Origin of the sequence: Jatrophihabitans sp., from assembly GCF_051960575.1 — a bacterium.
In the GTDB taxonomy this organism is placed as follows: Bacteria; Actinomycetota; Actinomycetes; order Mycobacteriales; family Jatrophihabitantaceae; genus JBQCEE01.
The window spans coordinates 1-15,914 of record NZ_JBQCEE010000195.1; the positions used below are offsets into that span (position 1 = coordinate 1).

18 protein-coding genes and 1 pseudogene are annotated in these 15,914 nt (G+C 71.8%); 6 read left to right on the forward strand and 13 right to left on the reverse strand.

What is annotated here, in order from left to right; translation table 11 throughout:
* Positions 1 to 188: 188 nt before the first annotated feature.
* The 5 genes from ACTHMS_RS10860 to ACTHMS_RS10880 all read right to left on the reverse strand — a co-directional run bounded on the left by ACTHMS_RS10860 (position 189) and on the right by ACTHMS_RS10880 (position 4,867).
* Positions 189 to 1,316 carry a baeRF2 domain-containing protein gene (locus ACTHMS_RS10860; protein ID WP_440306677.1) on the reverse strand — a complete coding sequence of 376 codons (1,128 nt, stop codon included), beginning with the start codon at positions 1,314 to 1,316 and terminating at the stop codon, positions 189 to 191.
* A 38-nt stretch (positions 1,317 to 1,354) separates the two neighbouring features.
* Positions 1,355 to 2,422 carry a DNA topoisomerase IB gene (locus tag ACTHMS_RS10865; RefSeq protein ID WP_440306678.1) on the reverse strand — a complete coding sequence of 356 codons (1,068 nt, stop codon included), beginning with the start codon at positions 2,420 to 2,422 and terminating at the stop codon, positions 1,355 to 1,357.
* A 19-nt stretch (positions 2,423 to 2,441) separates the two neighbouring features.
* Entirely contained in the window at positions 2,442 to 2,993 is a 552-nt protein-coding gene (locus ACTHMS_RS10870) for a type 1 glutamine amidotransferase domain-containing protein (protein ID WP_440306679.1), read from the reverse strand.
* Between the two features lie 121 nt (positions 2,994 to 3,114).
* Positions 3,115 to 4,425, reverse strand: a complete 1,311-nt coding sequence (locus ACTHMS_RS10875) for a DUF222 domain-containing protein (protein ID WP_440306680.1) — start codon at positions 4,423 to 4,425, stop codon at positions 3,115 to 3,117.
* 94 nt (positions 4,426 to 4,519) lie between these two features.
* Positions 4,520 to 4,867, reverse strand: a complete 348-nt coding sequence (locus tag ACTHMS_RS10880; protein ID WP_440306694.1) for a hypothetical protein — start codon at positions 4,865 to 4,867, stop codon at positions 4,520 to 4,522.
* 36 nt (positions 4,868 to 4,903) lie between these two features.
* Between ACTHMS_RS10880 and ACTHMS_RS10885 the strand changes: the two are divergent.
* Positions 4,904 to 5,098, forward strand: a pseudogene (locus ACTHMS_RS10885) (3-beta hydroxysteroid dehydrogenase); the annotation flags it as partial.
* An 11-nt stretch (positions 5,099 to 5,109) separates the two neighbouring features.
* Here ACTHMS_RS10885 and ACTHMS_RS10890 read toward each other — a convergent pair.
* From ACTHMS_RS10890 to ACTHMS_RS10915, 6 genes are all read right to left on the reverse strand, one after another.
* Positions 5,110 to 5,316, reverse strand: coding sequence for an RNA-binding S4 domain-containing protein (locus tag ACTHMS_RS10890; protein WP_440306681.1), 207 nt, complete (start codon positions 5,314 to 5,316; stop codon positions 5,110 to 5,112).
* Between the two features lie 83 nt (positions 5,317 to 5,399).
* Positions 5,400 to 6,572 carry a YihY/virulence factor BrkB family protein gene (locus ACTHMS_RS10895; protein ID WP_440306682.1) on the reverse strand — a complete coding sequence of 391 codons (1,173 nt, stop codon included), beginning with the start codon at positions 6,570 to 6,572 and terminating at the stop codon, positions 5,400 to 5,402.
* The gene (locus tag ACTHMS_RS10900) at positions 6,569 to 6,862 is read right to left on the reverse strand and encodes a DUF4235 domain-containing protein (RefSeq protein ID WP_440306683.1); all 294 of its coding nucleotides are present in this window, start codon (positions 6,860 to 6,862) and stop codon (positions 6,569 to 6,571) included. The genes ACTHMS_RS10895 and ACTHMS_RS10900 overlap by 4 nt, the downstream gene beginning before the upstream one ends.
* Positions 6,862 to 7,236, reverse strand: coding sequence for a DUF3618 domain-containing protein (locus ACTHMS_RS10905; RefSeq protein ID WP_440306684.1), 375 nt, complete (start codon positions 7,234 to 7,236; stop codon positions 6,862 to 6,864). Before ACTHMS_RS10905 ends, ACTHMS_RS10900 begins: the two co-directional genes overlap by 1 nt.
* Complete coding sequence (locus ACTHMS_RS10910; protein WP_440306685.1) at positions 7,233 to 7,682, reverse strand: phage holin family protein; 450 nt, start codon at positions 7,680 to 7,682, stop codon at positions 7,233 to 7,235. Before ACTHMS_RS10910 ends, ACTHMS_RS10905 begins: the two co-directional genes overlap by 4 nt.
* 76 nt (positions 7,683 to 7,758) lie before the next feature.
* Positions 7,759 to 8,550, reverse strand: a complete 792-nt coding sequence (locus tag ACTHMS_RS10915; RefSeq protein ID WP_440306686.1) for a SigB/SigF/SigG family RNA polymerase sigma factor — start codon at positions 8,548 to 8,550, stop codon at positions 7,759 to 7,761.
* Between the two features lie 381 nt (positions 8,551 to 8,931).
* Here ACTHMS_RS10915 and ACTHMS_RS10920 point away from each other — a divergent pair, with 381 nt between their 5' ends.
* Genes ACTHMS_RS10920 through ACTHMS_RS10930 form a run of 3 tightly spaced genes read left to right on the forward strand, consistent with a single transcriptional unit; the run spans position 8,932 to position 11,668 of the window.
* Positions 8,932 to 9,333, forward strand: a complete 402-nt coding sequence (locus ACTHMS_RS10920) for an STAS domain-containing protein (protein WP_440306687.1) — start codon at positions 8,932 to 8,934, stop codon at positions 9,331 to 9,333.
* Between the two features lie 35 nt (positions 9,334 to 9,368).
* Positions 9,369 to 10,505 carry a glutamate--cysteine ligase gene (locus ACTHMS_RS10925; protein ID WP_440306688.1) on the forward strand — a complete coding sequence of 379 codons (1,137 nt, stop codon included), beginning with the start codon at positions 9,369 to 9,371 and terminating at the stop codon, positions 10,503 to 10,505.
* Positions 10,505 to 11,668 carry an amidohydrolase gene (locus ACTHMS_RS10930; protein ID WP_440306689.1) on the forward strand — a complete coding sequence of 388 codons (1,164 nt, stop codon included), beginning with the start codon at positions 10,505 to 10,507 and terminating at the stop codon, positions 11,666 to 11,668. Before ACTHMS_RS10925 ends, ACTHMS_RS10930 begins: the two co-directional genes overlap by 1 nt.
* Before the next feature lie 2 nt (positions 11,669 to 11,670).
* Here ACTHMS_RS10930 and ACTHMS_RS10935 read toward each other — a convergent pair whose 3' ends face one another.
* Entirely contained in the window at positions 11,671 to 12,138 is a 468-nt protein-coding gene (locus tag ACTHMS_RS10935) for a gamma-glutamylcyclotransferase family protein (RefSeq protein ID WP_440306690.1), read from the reverse strand.
* Positions 12,139 to 12,205: 67 nt separating this feature from the next.
* Here ACTHMS_RS10935 and ACTHMS_RS10940 point away from each other — a divergent pair, with 67 nt between their 5' ends.
* The gene (locus tag ACTHMS_RS10940; RefSeq protein WP_440306691.1) at positions 12,206 to 13,600 is read left to right on the forward strand and encodes an NAD(P)H-quinone dehydrogenase; all 1,395 of its coding nucleotides are present in this window, start codon (positions 12,206 to 12,208) and stop codon (positions 13,598 to 13,600) included.
* 10 nt (positions 13,601 to 13,610) lie between these two features.
* The gene (locus tag ACTHMS_RS10945) at positions 13,611 to 13,970 is read left to right on the forward strand and encodes a hypothetical protein (RefSeq protein WP_440306692.1); all 360 of its coding nucleotides are present in this window, start codon (positions 13,611 to 13,613) and stop codon (positions 13,968 to 13,970) included.
* Positions 13,971 to 14,045: 75 nt separating this feature from the next.
* Here ACTHMS_RS10945 and ACTHMS_RS10950 read toward each other — a convergent pair whose 3' ends face one another.
* Positions 14,046 to 15,806, reverse strand: coding sequence for an acetyl/propionyl/methylcrotonyl-CoA carboxylase subunit alpha (locus tag ACTHMS_RS10950; RefSeq protein WP_440306693.1), 1,761 nt, complete (start codon positions 15,804 to 15,806; stop codon positions 14,046 to 14,048).
* Between the last annotated feature and the right edge of the window lie 108 nt (positions 15,807 to 15,914).

Here is a 15,914-nt window from a genome sequence, read left to right on the forward strand (position 1 = left end):
CCCCCCCCCCCCCCCCCCCCCCCCCCCCCCCCCCCCCCCCCCCCCCCCCCCCCCCCCCCCCCCCGCGACCCCCCCGCCCCCCGGCGGGGCGCGCCGCCCGGGCCCCCCCCCCCCCCCCCCCCCCCCCGCCGGGGGGGGGCCGCGCCCCCCCCCCCACCCCCCCCCAGGACAGGGGGTTTCGCGGTCGGTCAGTAGCGCAGCAGGGCGCCGATGCCCTCGGGCAGGTAGTCGTGACCGTTCGGGGTGATGAGCAGCTGCGCGTTGGTGCCGGCGACGGCGCGGACGAGCGCGGCATCGAGACGTACCTGCTGCGGCAACTCAACACCTGTTGCGACGAGGTCCTCGCGCGACAGGGCGATGTCGAGCGCCGCCGGGCCGACCCACGCGCGCAACGTCGACGACGGGTCGTCGGAGATGACGAGTGTGTCGACCTGCGCCTGCCGCAGCGCCTCGACGACGGCCTGCACCCCCGCGACGGCCCACTTCTCGCGTCCGAGGTTCTGCTGCAGGTGCTCGAGCACACCGCGGCGTGCGCGCCACTGGTGGGCCAGCACGGCGTCGTGCACCGAGCGCGGGATCTCGTTGCCGCCCGCGGCGCGGCTGGCGTTCTCGACCTCGGCGATCTCGATGCCCTGGCCCAGCACCTCGGGCAACGCCTGCTTGAGGATACCGACCGCGTGCGGATCGCCGCCGTAGATGACCAGTTCGGCACTGACCGCCTTGACCTGCCGCTCGACGTAGGACGCGACCTCCTGGGCGTTCCCCGCCCAGGTGTTGTCGACCCGGTTCTGGTGGTGCCGCTCGTCCCACACGTCGCGTCCGGTCTGGTGGATCGGCCGCTGGTGCGAGCCCTCGACGTCCTGCGGCGGGGGCACGGCACCGGACGCAGCGGCGTCGGCCGACACGGTGACGACGTCGGCACCGGTGCGGTCGGCCAACACGATCACGTGTGCCACGCGCGGCGCCGACTGGGCGAGCAGCGGCAGCAGATGCGGCACGGGGGAGAGGTCGGCGAGCGCGCGCGCCGGCGGGTTCGGCAGCGCGCGGTCGAGCAGCACCTCACCGTCCGCGGCGACCAGCACCGCGCCGTGCGAGCCCGGTGCGCGATCGGCGGTGGTGACGGCGTCGACCAGCGCGTCCACGGTCTTCTCGTCCGCACCTGCGCCCCGCAGGGACGCGGCCAGGGCATCGACCCGCAGCTGCACCTCGTGCGCTCCGGACTCGGTGGCGCGGGTGGCGTCCAGGTAGATCGTGGCGAACGGGCCGGGATGGCTGTACAGCGCGTTGATCGCGTCGGGGATGTGCAGGTCGCTCATGACGATCGCGTTCCCGGATCGGCCGGGGGGAAAACGCCTCAGGCGGCAGGGACGGGCAGCACCTTCCCGTGCTCGGCGAGCAGCAGGTCGAGGTAGCCGAGCAGCTCCTGCTCGTTGAGCTGCAACTCCGGCGCCTCGACCGGCTCGACCCGCTCGAGGTAGTCGGCCATGGTGCCGTCGAGATAGGTGTCGAGCACGTGGGGGTGCACGTAGTGGGCACGGGCGACGGCACGGGTGTTGCTCAGCGTGGCAGCCGCCGCGTCGACCGCCTCCACGACCCGCTTCTCGCGGTCTTCGGCGTCGAGCGCGTGCCGCAGTACGGTGAAGGCGGTGACCGTGCCGAGCCACGTGCGGAAGTCCTTGGCGGTCATGCTGAAGTCGGTGAGGGCGTGCAGCTTCTCGTTGATCTCCTCGGCCGTCACCGCCTTGTTGTCCAGGGTGAACAGCCGCCGCCCGCGTCGCTGCATCAGCTGCTCGACGACCCGGACGACCGCGGGGTCGCCCACCACGAGGTCGGCCTGCTTGCCCGACTTCGCCGGGAAGCTCAGCCGCATCGTCCGGCCCTCGAGGGTGACATGCTTCTTCTGCAGTGTGCAGAGCCCGATCGTGTCGTTCTCGTCGGCGTAGGTCTCGTTGCCGACGCGGATGCCGGTGAGGTCGATCATGCGCAGCATCGCGGCGAGCATCCGCTCGCGGTCGAGGGTGCGGCGGCGCAGCTGACGGTCGACCTCGTCGCGGATTCCTGGCAGTTGCCGGCCGACCTCGGTGAGCCGGTAGAAGTTGACCAGGTCGCGGAAGCCGCGCCACTTCTCGTGGTAGAGGTACTGCCGTCGTCCCCGGTCGTCGACACCGGTCGCGAGCAGGTGCGCGTCGTTGTCGGTGCACACCCAGACGTCGCGCCAGGCCGGAGGGATGGCCAGGGCCACGATCCGCGACTTCGTCTCGGCGTCGACCTTGCGGCCGTGCTCGTCGAGGTAGCGGAACCCGCGACCGCACCGCAGCCGGGCGTACCCCGGCACGACGGTGCGGTCGACGTAATGCAGGCCGGCGGCCTTGGCGCACGCCTCGTTGTCCGAGAGCAGCGCGCGCAGGACAGCGGCGGTCATGGTCGGATCACGGCTCGATTCACGCGAAGGCCGCGACGATCGCCTCGTCGAACGCGTCGAGGTCGTCGGGCTTGCGGCTGGTGACGAGGGTGAAGCCGTTGCTGTCGTCCTGCACGACCTGCTCGTCGGTCCAGTCGCCACCGGCGTTGCGGATGTCGGTCTGCAGGCTCGGCCAGCTGGTGAGCCGCTTGCCCTGGACGACGCCGGCCTCGACGAGCGTCCACGGGCCATGGCAGATCGCCGCGATCGGCTTGCCCGCGCCGGCGACCTGCTTCACGAAGTTCACCGCAGCGTCGTCGGTGCGCAGGAAGTCCGGGTTCGCCACCCCGCCTGGCAGCACCACACCGTCGTACTCGCCCGGGTCGGCGTCGGCGGTCGTCACCGTGGCGTCGAAGGTGGCGCCCTTGTCGAGGTGCTCGAAGGCCTGCACCGTGCCCTGCTCGGGCGCGATGAGCACCGGCGTGCCACCGGCGGCCTCGATCGCCTGCCACGGGCTGGTGAGTTCGACCTGCTCGACACCCTCGTTCGCCACGAGGAAGGCGATCTTCTTGCCGTTCAGTTCCTGCGCCACCGTCTACTCCTTCGTCTCGACTGACGAAGGTCATTCCCGAGGACGGGCACGCGGAATCCGAATGTGGTGCATCACCGCAGCAGCCGACGCGGGAACGAGAAGTTCGTCGTTCGAGCGCACCTCAGTCGAGGTCGTGGACGGTGTTGCGGACCGGGGTCTGCGTCGGGTCGATCCAGCGGGGCGGCACCCAATATGGTCGGCCGCCGATCATCGTGGTCGTCCAGCCCTGTCTGAAGGCCTCGCGGTGGTGGTAGCCGCAGGCGAGGGCACCGTCGTCGATCGAGGTGCGGCGGGTGACTGCGTAGTCGGTGACGTGGTGGGCCTCGCACCAACCCGGTGGTGCCGTGCACCCGGGGAAGGTGCAACCGCGATCCCTCGCCGTCATCGCCCGCCGCTGCTGCGGGGTGAACAACCGCTGCTCGCCGCTGAGCGCGGTGACGGCGCCCATCTTCTCCAGCGCCACCAGGACGACGCGGGCGTCGCCGCCGGCCCAGCGGATCGCCTCGCTCGCAGGGATGATGCCGCCGTGGCCGGTGGTGGCCATGCCACAGCCCGAGATCCAGGCGTCGTGGTCGATGATGATCGTGACCGTGGTGGTGACGCCGCCGCTGTCGGGCACGTCGCCGCACCGCAACAAACGTTGCAACGCGTCCAGCAGACCATCGTGGTGGCGCTGGGCCGCGGTGCGTGGGTCGCGCACGCCGTCGGCCATCGGCTTGGGCGCGGCGAGCGGGTCGAGGATGGTCTGCAGGGTCTCGGCGAGCTCCGCCGTCAACTCGCCGCTGAGTCGTGCCGAGCCGTCCGGACGTGGGTGCAGCGTCAGGCCGCGCCGTTCGCGACGACGTTCGTCCGCTTCCGGCGGCGCTGCCTCGACCTCGGCGAGGACCAGTGCCCGTCGCGCATCCTTGCCGACGATCTCCGGCCCACGCAGACGCGCGAGCGTGAGCAGGGCGTCCTCGATCCCCTCGACCTCGTCCGCACTCACGTGCCCGGGTAGTTGGTTGATCGTGCTGGTGACGATGCGGGCGTGATCGGACGAGATGACGCCTGATTCCTGCGCGGCGGCGACCTCTGGGAAGTGCGGTGGCAACACCTCGCCGAGCAACGACAAGCGAGGGGAGACCTCGCCGGCCAGGCGTACTCGGGATGTCGCTTCCGCACCCGAGACCCGGAGCGCCGAGACGAGGAGGGTCGCCGTGCTGCGGTGCCCCTTGGCGTGCGCGACGCCGCGCCGCTCGAGATGCGTGATCAGTCGAGCATCGAGGGCGGCGAGCCGGCGCCGTACGCGCTCGGTCTCGATGATCGCTGCCAACACCGCGTCGTCGTCGTCCGGATCGAGGGATCTCGTGAGCATCGTGTCGATGGCCGCGTGCATCGTGTCGAGGTCAGGCGTGAGGACGCTGATCGTCTGTTCGTCCAGCACCTCGCTCATTGTTCGATTCTATCCGAACAGAGGTATGCTTGCAAGGGAAAACCCATATGCAATATGGCTTTTCTCGCCCGGAACGAATGTTCGCGGGACGCATTCAGCGCAGTGCGGCCGTCGCCGGCCGGAGCTCGCCGAGCGAGCGTGGCTGCCGCATGCTCGGCGAGCGTGGTGCGGTCGGAGCGGTCACCCTCCGTCCAGCGGGCGAAACCGAGCTTGAAGGCCAGCAGTCCGAGCTCGGCCGCGACGTGTGCTGCGGCGACGTCGACCCGCGCGCCACCAGCGCCTCGCTCATCGCGGCCACGAGCCCGACGCTCTTCAGCGCGTCGCGCTCCTGCAGTTCGCTGCTGCCGGTGATGGCGGCCTTGATGCGCGGCCCGAGTCCGCGGTTGCCCGGCCCCATCGCTGGCGCTCGCCGAGCACGGGTGCGCACCGCGGCCCTGCGCATGCCGCGCACCGTGCACGAGCACGGGCTCGGCGGCTTCGGCGCGACATCGCGGCGGTCGTCGGGCGGCGGCTCGGCCTGCCGGTGCAGTCGGTGCCGGACGAGACGTTCGGCCCGTTCGGCCCGATCTTCGCGATGGACCAGCCGGCGTCGAGCGCGCACACCCGCGCGGCGCTCGGGTGGCACCCCACGCATCCGAGCCTGCTCGACGACCTCGAGCTGCTCGAGCCCTGACGGTCGCGGACTCAGCCGACGCGGACGGCTCGGCCGTCGACGCTCACGACGTCGCCGCGGACCAGCTGGCGCCCACGGCGCGTCTCGGACTCGCCGTTGACCCGCACGTCGTGCTCGGCGAGCAGCTGCTTCGCGTCCGCACCGGCGTCGATCAGGTCGGCGAGCTTCAGGAACTGGCCGAGCCTGATCGTGCCGTCCCGGGTGCCGACCTCGCGCATGCCTCGATGATGCCTTGCACAGACCGAGATGCCGTCACCGAGCCAGGGCCCGGTGACGGCATCAAGATCCGGAGGAAGGCGCCTCAGCGGTTGGCCGGCGAACTGTCCGAGTGCTCGGCGCGGATCTGCTCGACCCGCTCGGCGGTGGCCGTCTGCGCATCGTCCATCTTGCGGGTGTCGCGCGGCACGGCGTACATCTCCTCGTCGGCCGGCACACCCTCGCGCAGCGCCCGCTCGCGCTCGATCTCGGCGTCCATCTCGACGCCGATGAGGATGGCGAGGTTCGAGATCCACAGCCACACCAGGAAGATGATCACCGTGGCGAGCGAGCCGTAGGTCTTGTTGTACGAGCCGAAGTTGCTGACGTACAGCGCGAACAGGCCGGACGCGACGAGCCACACCACGACCGCCAGGGCAGCGCCGGGGGAGACCCACTTGAACCCGCCCTGGCGCACGTTCGGCGTGGCCCAGTAGAGCACCGCGAGCATGAGCGCGAAGAGGATCAGCAGTACCGGCCACTTCGCGATCTCCCACACCGTCACCGCGGTCGAGCCGATGCCCAGCGCCGATCCGATCTTGTCGGCCAGCGAGCCCGTCGCGACGACGATGATCAGGCCGAGCACCATGCAGACGACGGTGAACAGCGTGACGCCGAGGCGCACCGGCGCGGTCTTCCAGATCGGCCGGCCCTCGGGGATGCCGTACACGTGGTTCGCGGCGCGCATGAAGCCCGCGATGTAGCCCGACGCCGACCAGAGCGCGAGCAGGATGCCGACGATGCCGAGGATGCCGGCCGCGGTCTTCTGGCTCTGCGCGTTGGTGATCACCGTCTGCAGGAAGTCGGTGACGCCGCCGGGTGCGATGCCCTTGAGGTTGTCGACCAGCGAGTTCGCCGTCGACCTGCCGAGCAGGCCGATGACCGAGACCAGCACCAGGATGCCGGGGAAGATCGCCTGCACGCCGTAGTAGGTGAGCGCGGCGGCGCGGTCGGTGAGCTCGTCCGGCCCGACCTGCTTCGCCGCCCGCTTGGCGATGGTGAGCCACGAGCTCTTCGGCAGATCGGTCGGGGCGTCGACGTCCTCGCCCGCGCCGGTGCCGCTCGCGGGGAGTGGACGGGGCGTGGACGTGGATGCGTGCGCCGGCCGTGAGGCCGGCGCCGTCCCCGTCGCCGACGACGGGGACGCCGACCCGGTCGTCGGACGCTGCTGTGACTCGTCGTCCGTGTGGTGGTGCTTGAAGCGGTTCAAGAGGCTCATGTCGTCTCCTGCGAGGTGGTGCCGGTCGTCTCTTCACCGGGCCATGCGCCGGTGGCACGGGCGAAGCCCGCTGCGCCGGCTCGGTCGAGCAAGGCCTTCACGCCGCCGTAGACAGCGCCCTGCAGTGCGGCGGCGGTCAGCACTTCGCCCCAGCTGCGGTCGTGATCGGTGGGCTTGGGCTTCTCGTCGTCGCCGGTGATCGCCTTCCACAGGCGTCCGAACAGTGCGCTCGCGAGCAGGCCGCCGAGCACGCTCGCGAGCAGCCCGAACGGCTTGTACAGCGCCTTCATCAGTCGCCTCGGCGACGCAGCACCAGCAGCACGAACAGGGCCGCGCCGACACCGGCGAGGATCTCCTTGCGGTACGGCTTGGCCTGCCGGGCCAGCGGGGTCGCGCGGGTGATCGCGGTGTCGAGCGCGTGCTGCACCGGTGGCGGTGCCGCCTGCACGGCGTGGGTCGCCGCCTCGCCGACGCGGGTCTTCACCTCGTCGACCTTGAGGCCGGCCTGCTTCTTGACGTTCACCTTCTCGGCGATCGCCTCGACGGTCTGGGCGAGCTCCTCGCGGGTCTGCTCGATCTGCGCGCGCAGCTGCTCCGGGTCGTCCGGCGTGATGTCGATCGGGTGCCGCTCGCCCATCGTCCGGGGCTGGTCCGCGTCGCTCATGCGTGACCACCCGGCTTGATGGCGTTCACGTCGAGCTTGACGCTCGCGATCGTCTCGGTCGGTGCGGGCGGCGTCGCCTTCTTGATCTGCAGCAGCCCGACCAGCGCGGCGAGGCCGGCGACCACGACGAGCACGCCGCCGACCACCAGCGCGGCACCCCAGGTGCCGAGCGGCCCGACGAGCGCGAGGATCACGCACGCCACCAGGCAGCCGCCGCCGTACAGCGCCAGCACCGCGGCCGTGCCGAGGGCACCGGCCCCGATGCCGGCGCGCTTGGCCTTGCCGGTCATCTCGAGCTGGGCCAGCTTGAGCTCGTCCCGGAACAGGGTGGTCACCTGCTGCGAGAACTGCCCCACCAGCTGGTTGAGGCTCGGCTCCGAGCCGGATGCGCTCGTGGCGCCCCGCCGGTCGGAACCGGATAACCCTGGAGCATGGATGTCGGTCATGCCGTCCCCTTCCGTCGTGGACGTCCGGTCAAGATCGTCGGAGAAGGGGTTACCCAGCGTGCTCGGCGGCGAACCGTCAGGCGCTGATGAGCGGCGGCTCGCGCAGTGCGTCCTCGCCGAGTGCGGCGCGCAGTTCGCCGAGCGAGCGGGTGATGAGCCGGGACACCTGCATCTGCGAGACGCCGACGATGCGGGCGATCTCGGCCTGGGTGCGCTCGCCCATGAACCGCAGCATCAGGATCTCGCGCTCGCGTCCGGGCAGCTTCTCGAGCGCGGGACGCAGCAGGGCGCGCACCTCGGCCTGCTCGAAGCCGTCCTCGAAGGCCACCAGCGGCATCGGCTCGGGCGTCTCGCCGTCGCTGGTCGGGGCGTCGGTCGAGACGGGGTTGCGGGCGAGCGCGACCTCCTTGGCCTCGAGCACGCGCTCGGGCTCGACATCGACGCGCTCGGCGACCTCGGCGAGGGTCGGCGACCGCCCGAGCTCCTGGGACAGGGCGGCCTCGGCCTCACGGATCGCGGTCTGCAGCTCCTGCGCGCGCCGCGGCACGTGCAGGCACCAGCCGGTGTCGCGGAAGTAGCGCCGGATCTCGCCGCTGATCGTCGGCACGGCGAACGTCGCGAACTCGACACCGCGGCCGGGGTCGAAGCGGTCGATCGCGTTCAGCAGGCCGATCGAGCCGACCTGGACGAGATCGGGCAGCACCTCGCTGCGCTGGGCCATCCGGCGGGCCAGGTAGTGCACCAGCGGCAGGTACTCATGGACGCACTGTTCGCGCAGGGTGGCGCGCCGGCGGTCGTCCGGCGGGAGGGAGTGGAACTCGCGCAGCAGGCTCATGCCGTACGCGCGGTCGTGGGCGTCGGTCGTCAAGGGTCTCTTGCTCCAGCGAACACAGTCGGTGGCCACCCGGCGGATGTGCGGCTCGTGATTTGGCCGACCAGCAGGGACGCCCGGACCGAACTCCCGGACGCGGCGTGGCGTCCGGTGGACACCGGCGCTCCAAGCTGCTGACACCGCGACCCTACCCGCGTCCGCGCCCGATGTACCCCGTTCGTCCGTTTGCACAGGTCTGCACAGATTGCGCGCAGGATCGCGTGACGGTAGCGCTTTCATGGGGTACGTGATCTTGACAGGGGAGTCCCGAACAAATTCCCCTCGGCATTCCAGGTCAGTGGGGGTAACGTGCAGGTACAGCCTGAGACCACAGGCGCTCTCGGCGCCCTTTCGCGCCCCACCCCTCGGCAGGCTGCCGTGCAGAGCATTCCCGTCTTCGTCCGTGACCAACCACCAGCCTCCATCGTGCGCGACGTGCACGATGCGAACCGTGCCGTGCTGTGGCTCTCGGGTGAGATCGACGGCGAGGTCGCGGCCGCGCTCAAGGCCGAACTCGAACTGCAGCACGGCGCCCGGCGCCGGGTCGTCCGCGTCGACACCTACGCGATCACCTTCCTGAACAGTGCGGCGCTCGACGTGCTCGTCGAGGCGCACCACCAGTGGCTCGCCATGCGCGGCACGCTCGTGCTCATCGGCGTCCACGGCCCGACGGCACGCATGCTGCAGCTGACCGGCCTCGACCGGCAGCTGCTCTCGATGCCCCCGGCCGCCGACACCGTGCTGACCATCCCGGCGCTCGGGGCGCTCGTCGCCGGATGAGGTGCGGCCGGGCCCTCGCGGCATAGGCTGCCGGGGTGCACATCGAGTTCACCCCCTCGCAACGCACCAGCCTGGGTGTCGAGTGGGAGCTCGAGCTGGTCGACCTCGACACCCGCCAGCTCGTCGGGCACTCCGACGCCGTGCTCGCCGCCATCTCACCCGAGGGCGACGGCGAGCACCCGAAGGCCAAGCACGAGCTGCTGCAGTCGTGCGTCGAGGTCATCACCGGCATCTGCCAGACCGTCGCCGAGGCGCGCGCCGATCTCGCCGCCACGGTCGCCGAGGTGTCGGCCGCGGCCGCCGACCTCAACGCCGGCCTGATCTGCAGCGGCACCCACCCGATCACCGACTGGTCGACCCAGCGCATCACCGACCTGCCGCGCTACCACGCGCTGCTCGAGCGCAACCAGTGGATGGCGCGTCAACTGCAGATCTTCGGCGTGCACGTGCACTGCGGGGTGCGGGCGCCGCAGAAGGCGATCCCGATCGTGAACGCCCTGCTGGGCTACGTGCCGCACTTCCTCGCCCTCTCGGCGTCGTCGCCGTACTGGATCGGCTCGGACACCGGCCTCGCGTCCTACCGCAGCAAGATCTTCGAGGCGCTGCCGACCGCCGGCCTGCCGTACCAGTTGTCCGGTTGGGACGCGTTCGAGCGGTACATGGACGCGCTGGTCTCGTCGAAGGCGATCGAGACGATCCGCGAGGTCTGGTGGGACATCCGGCCGCACCCGAACTTCGGCACCGTCGAACTGCGGATCTGCGACGGCCTGCCGACCCTGGACGAGATCAGCTGCGTCGCCGCGCTCGCGCAGTGCCTGGTCGAGCGCTTCGACCGCCAGCTCGACGAGGGCTACACGCTGCCCGAGCCGCGGCCCTGGCTCGTCCGGGAGAACAAATGGCGCGCGGCCCGCTACGGCCTCGACGCCGAGATCATCACCGACAACACCGGGCACGTGCAGCCGGTGGTCGCGGCCGTGCACGACCTGGTCGACGACCTGCTGCCCATCGCCCGGCGGCTGCAGTGCGAGGACGAGCTGCTGCTCATCCCGCGGCTGATGCAACGCGGCGCCAGCTACCAGCGCCAGCGCGCCGCCGCGGCCGCGAACGCCGGTGAGCTGGTGCCGGTCGTCGACCTGCTGCTCACCGAGATGCGCGAGGGACTGAAACTCTGATGCGGGACGTCGTGGCGCTGCGCCGGGAGATCCACGCGCACCCCGAGCTCGCCTTCGCCGAGTTCCGGACGACCGGGTTGATCGTCGACGAGCTGCGAGGTGCGGGGCTCGCGCCGATCGTGCTGCCCGAGGGCAGCGGGGTGGTGTGCGACATCGGGTCCGGCGACGGGCCGATCGTCGCGCTGCGGGCCGACATCGACGCGCTGCCGATCCCCGACCAGAAGCAGGTCGAGTACCGCTCGACGGTCGACGGCGTCTGCCACGGCTGCGGGCACGACGCCCACACGGCGATCCTGCTGGCCGCGGGCCGCGAGCTCGCCGCCGCGCCGCCCGCGGGTGGCCGCGTCCGGCTCATCTTCCAGCCCGGCGAGGAGACGATCCCCGGCGGCGCGCTGCACGTCATCCGGGCGGGCGCGCTCGGCGAGAAGGACGGCGATGGCCCCGCCGCGCCCGTGCAGCAGATCTTCGCCCTGCACTGCGACCCGCGCATCCGCAGCGGGCAGGTCGGCCTGCGCGTCGGGGCGATCACCGCGGCGTGCGACCAGGTGAACCTGCGCCTGCACGGGGCGGGCGGGCACACGGCGCGGCCGCATCTCACCGAGGACGTCGTCTACGCCATGGGCCAGCTCATCACCGAGCTGCCCGGCCTGCTGTCGCGGCGCGTCGACCCGCGCGCCGCGCTGTCGATGGTGTGGGGGTCGGCGCAGGCGGGCAACGCCCCGAACGCGATCCCGATGACCGGCCTGATGCGCGGCACCCTGCGCGTCTTCGACCGCGAGACCTGGGCGGCCAGCGGCGATCTCGTGCGTCATCTCGTCGAGCAGATCGTGGCGCCGTCAGGGGTGGGCGTCGACATCGAGTACGTGCAGGGCGTGCCGCCCGTGGTGAACGACGCCGACGCCGTGGCCGTCCAGGCCTCGGCCGTGCGCGGCGCGCTCGGCGACGACGCGCTCGTCGACACCCAGCAGAGCATGGGCGGCGAGGACTTCGCCTGGTTCCTCGAGTCGGTGCCCGGCGCGCTGGCCCGGCTCGGGGTGCGGGCCCAGGGGCGGCGTCCGTTCGACCTGCACCAGGGCACGTTCGACATCGACGAGGCCGCGCTTCCGGTCGGCGTCCGGTACACCGTCGCGCTGGCGCACGCCGCGCTGTCGAAGTACGCCTGAGCTCATTCCCCCAGGCTGCGACAGGGACGCGACCGGAGCTCCGCGACGTAGTCCTCCGGCGCGCCCGCGGCCTGGGCGGCGTCGGCGATGATCCCGATCGCCCGGGCCGACGGCAGCCCGCCTTCATAGCCGTTGAGGGCGTACACCCAGGCCAGCTCGTCGCCGTCGAGGGTCGAGACCCGCAGGCGCAGCTTGGTGTAGAGGCCGGTGTCGGCCCCCTCCCAGTAGTCGAGCTGGGCCATGTCGTGCGGGCTGATGTCGTATAGGGCGACGAAGACCTGGCCGGCCGAGTCGGGCACGACCATCGGCAGCGCGCCGTCCCAGCCGTGCTCCTCGCCACCGAAGGTGAGCCGCCAGCCGACCAGCCAGCCGGTGCCGGCAGCGGGCGAGTGGGGACACCGCTCGAGCATCTGCTCGGGATCCATGTTCGAGCCGTACGCGGCGTACAGGCTGCTCGCGGCGCTGGTCATCAGGCGGAGCCTAACGGAGACTGCAGCGGGCGCCGGTGACCTGCGGGAATCGGGGACAATGGTCCCCATGCGCATCTGCATCGTCGGCGGCGGACCAGCGGGCTACGAGTCGGCGCTGGTGGCCGCCCAGCTGGGCGCCCAGGTCACCGTCATCGACCGCGATGGCCTCGGCGGCGCCTGCGTGCTCACCGACTGCGTCCCCAGCAAGACCCTCATCGCGACCAGCGACCGGGTGTCCGCCCTGCGCGACGCGCCCCGCGTCGGCGTCGGCACCGGCGAGGTGCACGTCGACCTGCGGGCGGCGAACGCCCGCATCAAGGCGCTCGCGCAGCAGCAGAGCGACGACATCCGGGCCCGGCTGCTGACCGAGGGCGTCACCGTGCTGCACGGCTCGGGGCGCTTCGCCGCTCAGCAGGGGGGCCGCGGCCACCGGCTCGAGGTCGTCGCGGCCGACGGCGCCGTCACCGAGACCGTCGAGGCCGACGTCGTGCTGCTGGCGACCGGCGGCACCCCGCGCGTGCTGCCCGACGCCGTACCCGACGGGCAGCGGATCCTGTCATGGCGCGACGTCTACGACCTCGACCAAGCGCCGTCGCACCTGATCGTCATCGGCTCTGGCGTCACGGGCGCCGAGTTCGCGTCCGGGTACAGCGAGGCCGGTGTGCCGGTGACGCTGGTGTCGTCGCGCGACCGCGTGCTGCCCGGCGAGGACCCGGACGCTGCCGCCGTGATCGAGCAGGTCTTCACCACCCGCGGCGGCACGCTGGTGAAGCAGGCCCGCGCCTCGGCGGTGAAGGTGGTCGGCGACGGCGTGGTGGTCGAGCTGCTCGACGGGCGCACGGTCGAGGGGTCGCACGCGCTGATGTGCGTCGGGTCGGTGCCGAACGTCGAGGGCCTCGGGCTCGAGCACGCCGGCGTCGCCCTGGACGAGCACGGCTACATCGCCGTCGACCGCGTCTCGCGCACCAACGTGCCGTCGATCTACGCGGCCGGCGACTGCACCGGGACGCTGCTGCTCGCGTCGGTGGCCGGCATGCAGGGGCGCATCGCCGTCTGGCACGCGATGGGGGAGGCGGTGGCGCCGCTGCGGCTCAAGACGGTGGCGGCGAACATCTTCACCCACCCCGAGATCGCGACGGTCGGCATCGGCTACAAGGCGATCGCGTCCGGCGAGGTGCCGGCGCGCACCGTCACGCTGCCGCTGGCGACGAACGCCCGCGCGAAGATGCGCGGCCTGCAGGACGGCTTCATCAAGCTGTACTGCCGCCCGGCCACGGGTGCGGTGATCGGTGGCGTGATCGTCGCGCCGGACGCGTCCGAGCTGATCTTCCCGGTGACCCTCGCGGTGCAGAAGGGGCTGACGGTCACCGACCTGGCCGGAACAATCGGGGTGTATCCCTCGTTGATGGGCTCGGTCGCCGAGGCGGCCCGGCGGCTCATGTCGCACGACGATCTGGATTGAGGGACTGCAAGTGGCCACGCACGGCGATTACTCACCCGAGGCGCGCGACCGCGCCAAGCGCACCGTCACGGCGGCCGGCGTCTTCGCCCGGCACGCCGATCACATCGTGGCGGCGGCCGACATCGTGGCCGAGGGCCACGTGCTCGTCGCCGTCGTCTCGTCCGACCACGAGCTCACCGGCACCCACCACGTCGAGCAGACCGCGATCGTCGAGCAGGTGCCCGTGCTCGAGGAGGGCGGCTGGGCGATGGTCTTCAGCCCGGGTACGACGGTCTCCGACGTCCGTCGCCGTACCGACGAGATGGCCGCGACCGCGGCCAAGCGCGCCCTGCTCATCGAGCGGCTGATCTCCCGCAACCAGACCGCCTGACAGGCCGCTTGTCCCCCGTCCCAGGCATTTCCCGGGCCGGGAAACGACTGGGGCGGGGGACAAGCGGGCTGTTCGTCAGTCCTTCAGGTCGCAGATGACCGAGCCGGACGTGACGACGGCGCCGACCTCGGCGTGCAGGTTCGTCACGGTGCCGCCCTTGTGGGCGGTCAGCGGCTGCTCCATCTTCATCGCCTCGAGCACGACGATCGTCGCGCCGGCCTCGACGACGTCGCCCTCGGCGACCGCGACCTTGACGATGGTGCCCTGCATCGGGGCGGTCAACGAGTCACCGGACGCCGCGGCGCCGGCCTTCTTGCCGGCCGACCGCTTCGGCGCCGCCTTGCGCGCCGGGGCCGCGACCCCGCCGCCGCCACCGGCACCGAAGCCCGCGGGCAGCGAGACCTCGAGCCGCTTGCCGCCGACCTCGACCACGATCGTCTCGCGCTCGCCGGCCTCGTCCGCCGCACCGGCAGCGCCGCTGAACGGCGGGATCTGGTTGTCGAACTCGGTCTCGATCCAGCGGGTGAAGACGGTGAACGGGTCGGCGGTGAACGCGGGGTCGCGCACGGCGGCGCGGTGCAACGGCCGCGGGGTGGCCATGCCGTCGACGACCATCTCGTCGAGGGCACGGCGGGCGCGCTGCAGCGCCTGCTCGCGGGTCTCGCCCCAGACGATGAGCTTGGCGAGCAGCGAGTCGAACGCGCCGCCGATCACCGAGTTCGCCTCGATGCCCGAGTCGACCCGCACACCCGGGCCGGACGGCTCGCGGTAGTTCGTCACCGTGCCCGGGGCCGGCAGGAAGTTGCGTCCCGGGTCCTCGCCGTTGATGCGGAACTCGAAGGCGTGCCCGCGCGGGGTCGGGTCGACGTCGAAGCGCAGCTGCTCGCCCTCGGCGATGCGGAACTGCTCGCGCACGAGGTCGATGCCGCTGGTCTCCTCGGTGACCGGGTGCTCGACCTGCAGGCGGGTGTTGACCTCGAGGAAGCTGATGACGCCGTCGGCGCCGACGAGGTACTCGACGGTGCCGGCGCCGTAGTAGTTGGCCTCGCGGCAGATCGCCTTGGCGGACGCGTGGATGGTGGCCCGCTGCTCGTCGGTCAGGAACGGCGCGGGCGCCTCCTCGACCAGCTTCTGGTTGCGGCGCTGCAGCGAGCAGTCGCGGGTGCCGACGACGATGACGTTGCCGTGGGTGTCGGCGAGCACCTGTGCCTCGACGTGGCGCGAGCGGTCGAGGTAGCGCTCGACGAAGCACTCGCCGCGTCCGAACGCCGAGATCGCCTCGCGCACGGCGCTGTCGTACAGGTCGGCGACCTCGCCCATCTCGCGGGCGATTTTCATGCCGCGCCCGCCACCGCCGTAGACCGCCTTGATCGCGATCGGCAGGCCGTGCTGCTCGGCGAAGGCGATGACCTCGTCGGCGCCGCTGACGGGGTCCTTGGTGCCGGCGACCAGCGGGGCGCCCGCGCGCTCGGCGATGTGCCGGGCCACGGCCTTGTCACCGAGGTCGCGGATGGCCTGGGGCGACGGGCCGATCCAGGTGAGGCCGGCGTCGAGCACCGCCTGGGCGAAGTCGGCGTTCTCGGAGAGGAAGCCGTAGCCGGGGTGCACGGCGTCCGCGCCCGACTGCTTGCACGCCGCGATGACCTTGTCGATGACCAGGTACGAGTCGCCCGGGGTGGTGCCGCCGAGCGCGTACGCCTCGTCGGCCATACGGACGTGCAGCGCGTCGCGGTCGGGCTCGGCGTAGACGGCGACGGACGTGTACCCGGCGTCCTTGCAGGCCCGGATGACCCGGACGGCGATCTCGCCGCGGTTGGCGATGAGGATCTTCTGCACGGTCGCGCCTCCTGCTGTTCGGGAGCTGGCCCGATGTCGACTCGGATCGAGCGGAGACTACCCGCCCGCGCTCACGGGCCCTGACGGACGGGCGGTCGGGGTGAGCGG

Bases quoted from the DNA above. Each gene is read 5' to 3' on its own strand.
- ACTHMS_RS10895 (WP_440306682.1), bottom strand. From the start codon at position 6,572: ATGAGCCTCTTGAACCGCTTCAAGCACCACCACACGGACGACGAGTCA.
- ACTHMS_RS10935 (WP_440306690.1), bottom strand. From the start codon at position 12,138: ATGACCAGCGCCGCGAGCAGCCTGTACGCCGCGTACGGCTCGAACATG.
- ACTHMS_RS10875 (WP_440306680.1), bottom strand. From the start codon at position 4,425: ATGAGCGAGGTGCTGGACGAACAGACGATCAGCGTCCTCACGCCTGAC.
- ACTHMS_RS10890 (WP_440306681.1), bottom strand. From the start codon at position 5,316: ATGCGCGAGGTCGGCACCCGGGACGGCACGATCAGGCTCGGCCAGTTC.
- ACTHMS_RS10910 (WP_440306685.1), bottom strand. From the start codon at position 7,682: ATGACCGACATCCATGCTCCAGGGTTATCCGGTTCCGACCGGCGGGGC.
- ACTHMS_RS10860 (WP_440306677.1), bottom strand. From the start codon at position 1,316: ATGAGCGACCTGCACATCCCCGACGCGATCAACGCGCTGTACAGCCAT.
- ACTHMS_RS10905 (WP_440306684.1), bottom strand. From the start codon at position 7,236: ATGAGCGACGCGGACCAGCCCCGGACGATGGGCGAGCGGCACCCGATC.
- ACTHMS_RS10900 (WP_440306683.1), bottom strand. From the start codon at position 6,862: ATGAAGGCGCTGTACAAGCCGTTCGGGCTGCTCGCGAGCGTGCTCGGC.
- ACTHMS_RS10940 (WP_440306691.1), top strand. From the start codon at position 12,206: ATGCGCATCTGCATCGTCGGCGGCGGACCAGCGGGCTACGAGTCGGCG.
- ACTHMS_RS10880 (WP_440306694.1), bottom strand. From the start codon at position 4,867: ATGCGCAGGGCCGCGGTGCGCACCCGTGCTCGGCGAGCGCCAGCGATG.
- ACTHMS_RS10865 (WP_440306678.1), bottom strand. From the start codon at position 2,422: ATGACCGCCGCTGTCCTGCGCGCGCTGCTCTCGGACAACGAGGCGTGC.
- ACTHMS_RS10930 (WP_440306689.1), top strand. From the start codon at position 10,505: ATGCGGGACGTCGTGGCGCTGCGCCGGGAGATCCACGCGCACCCCGAG.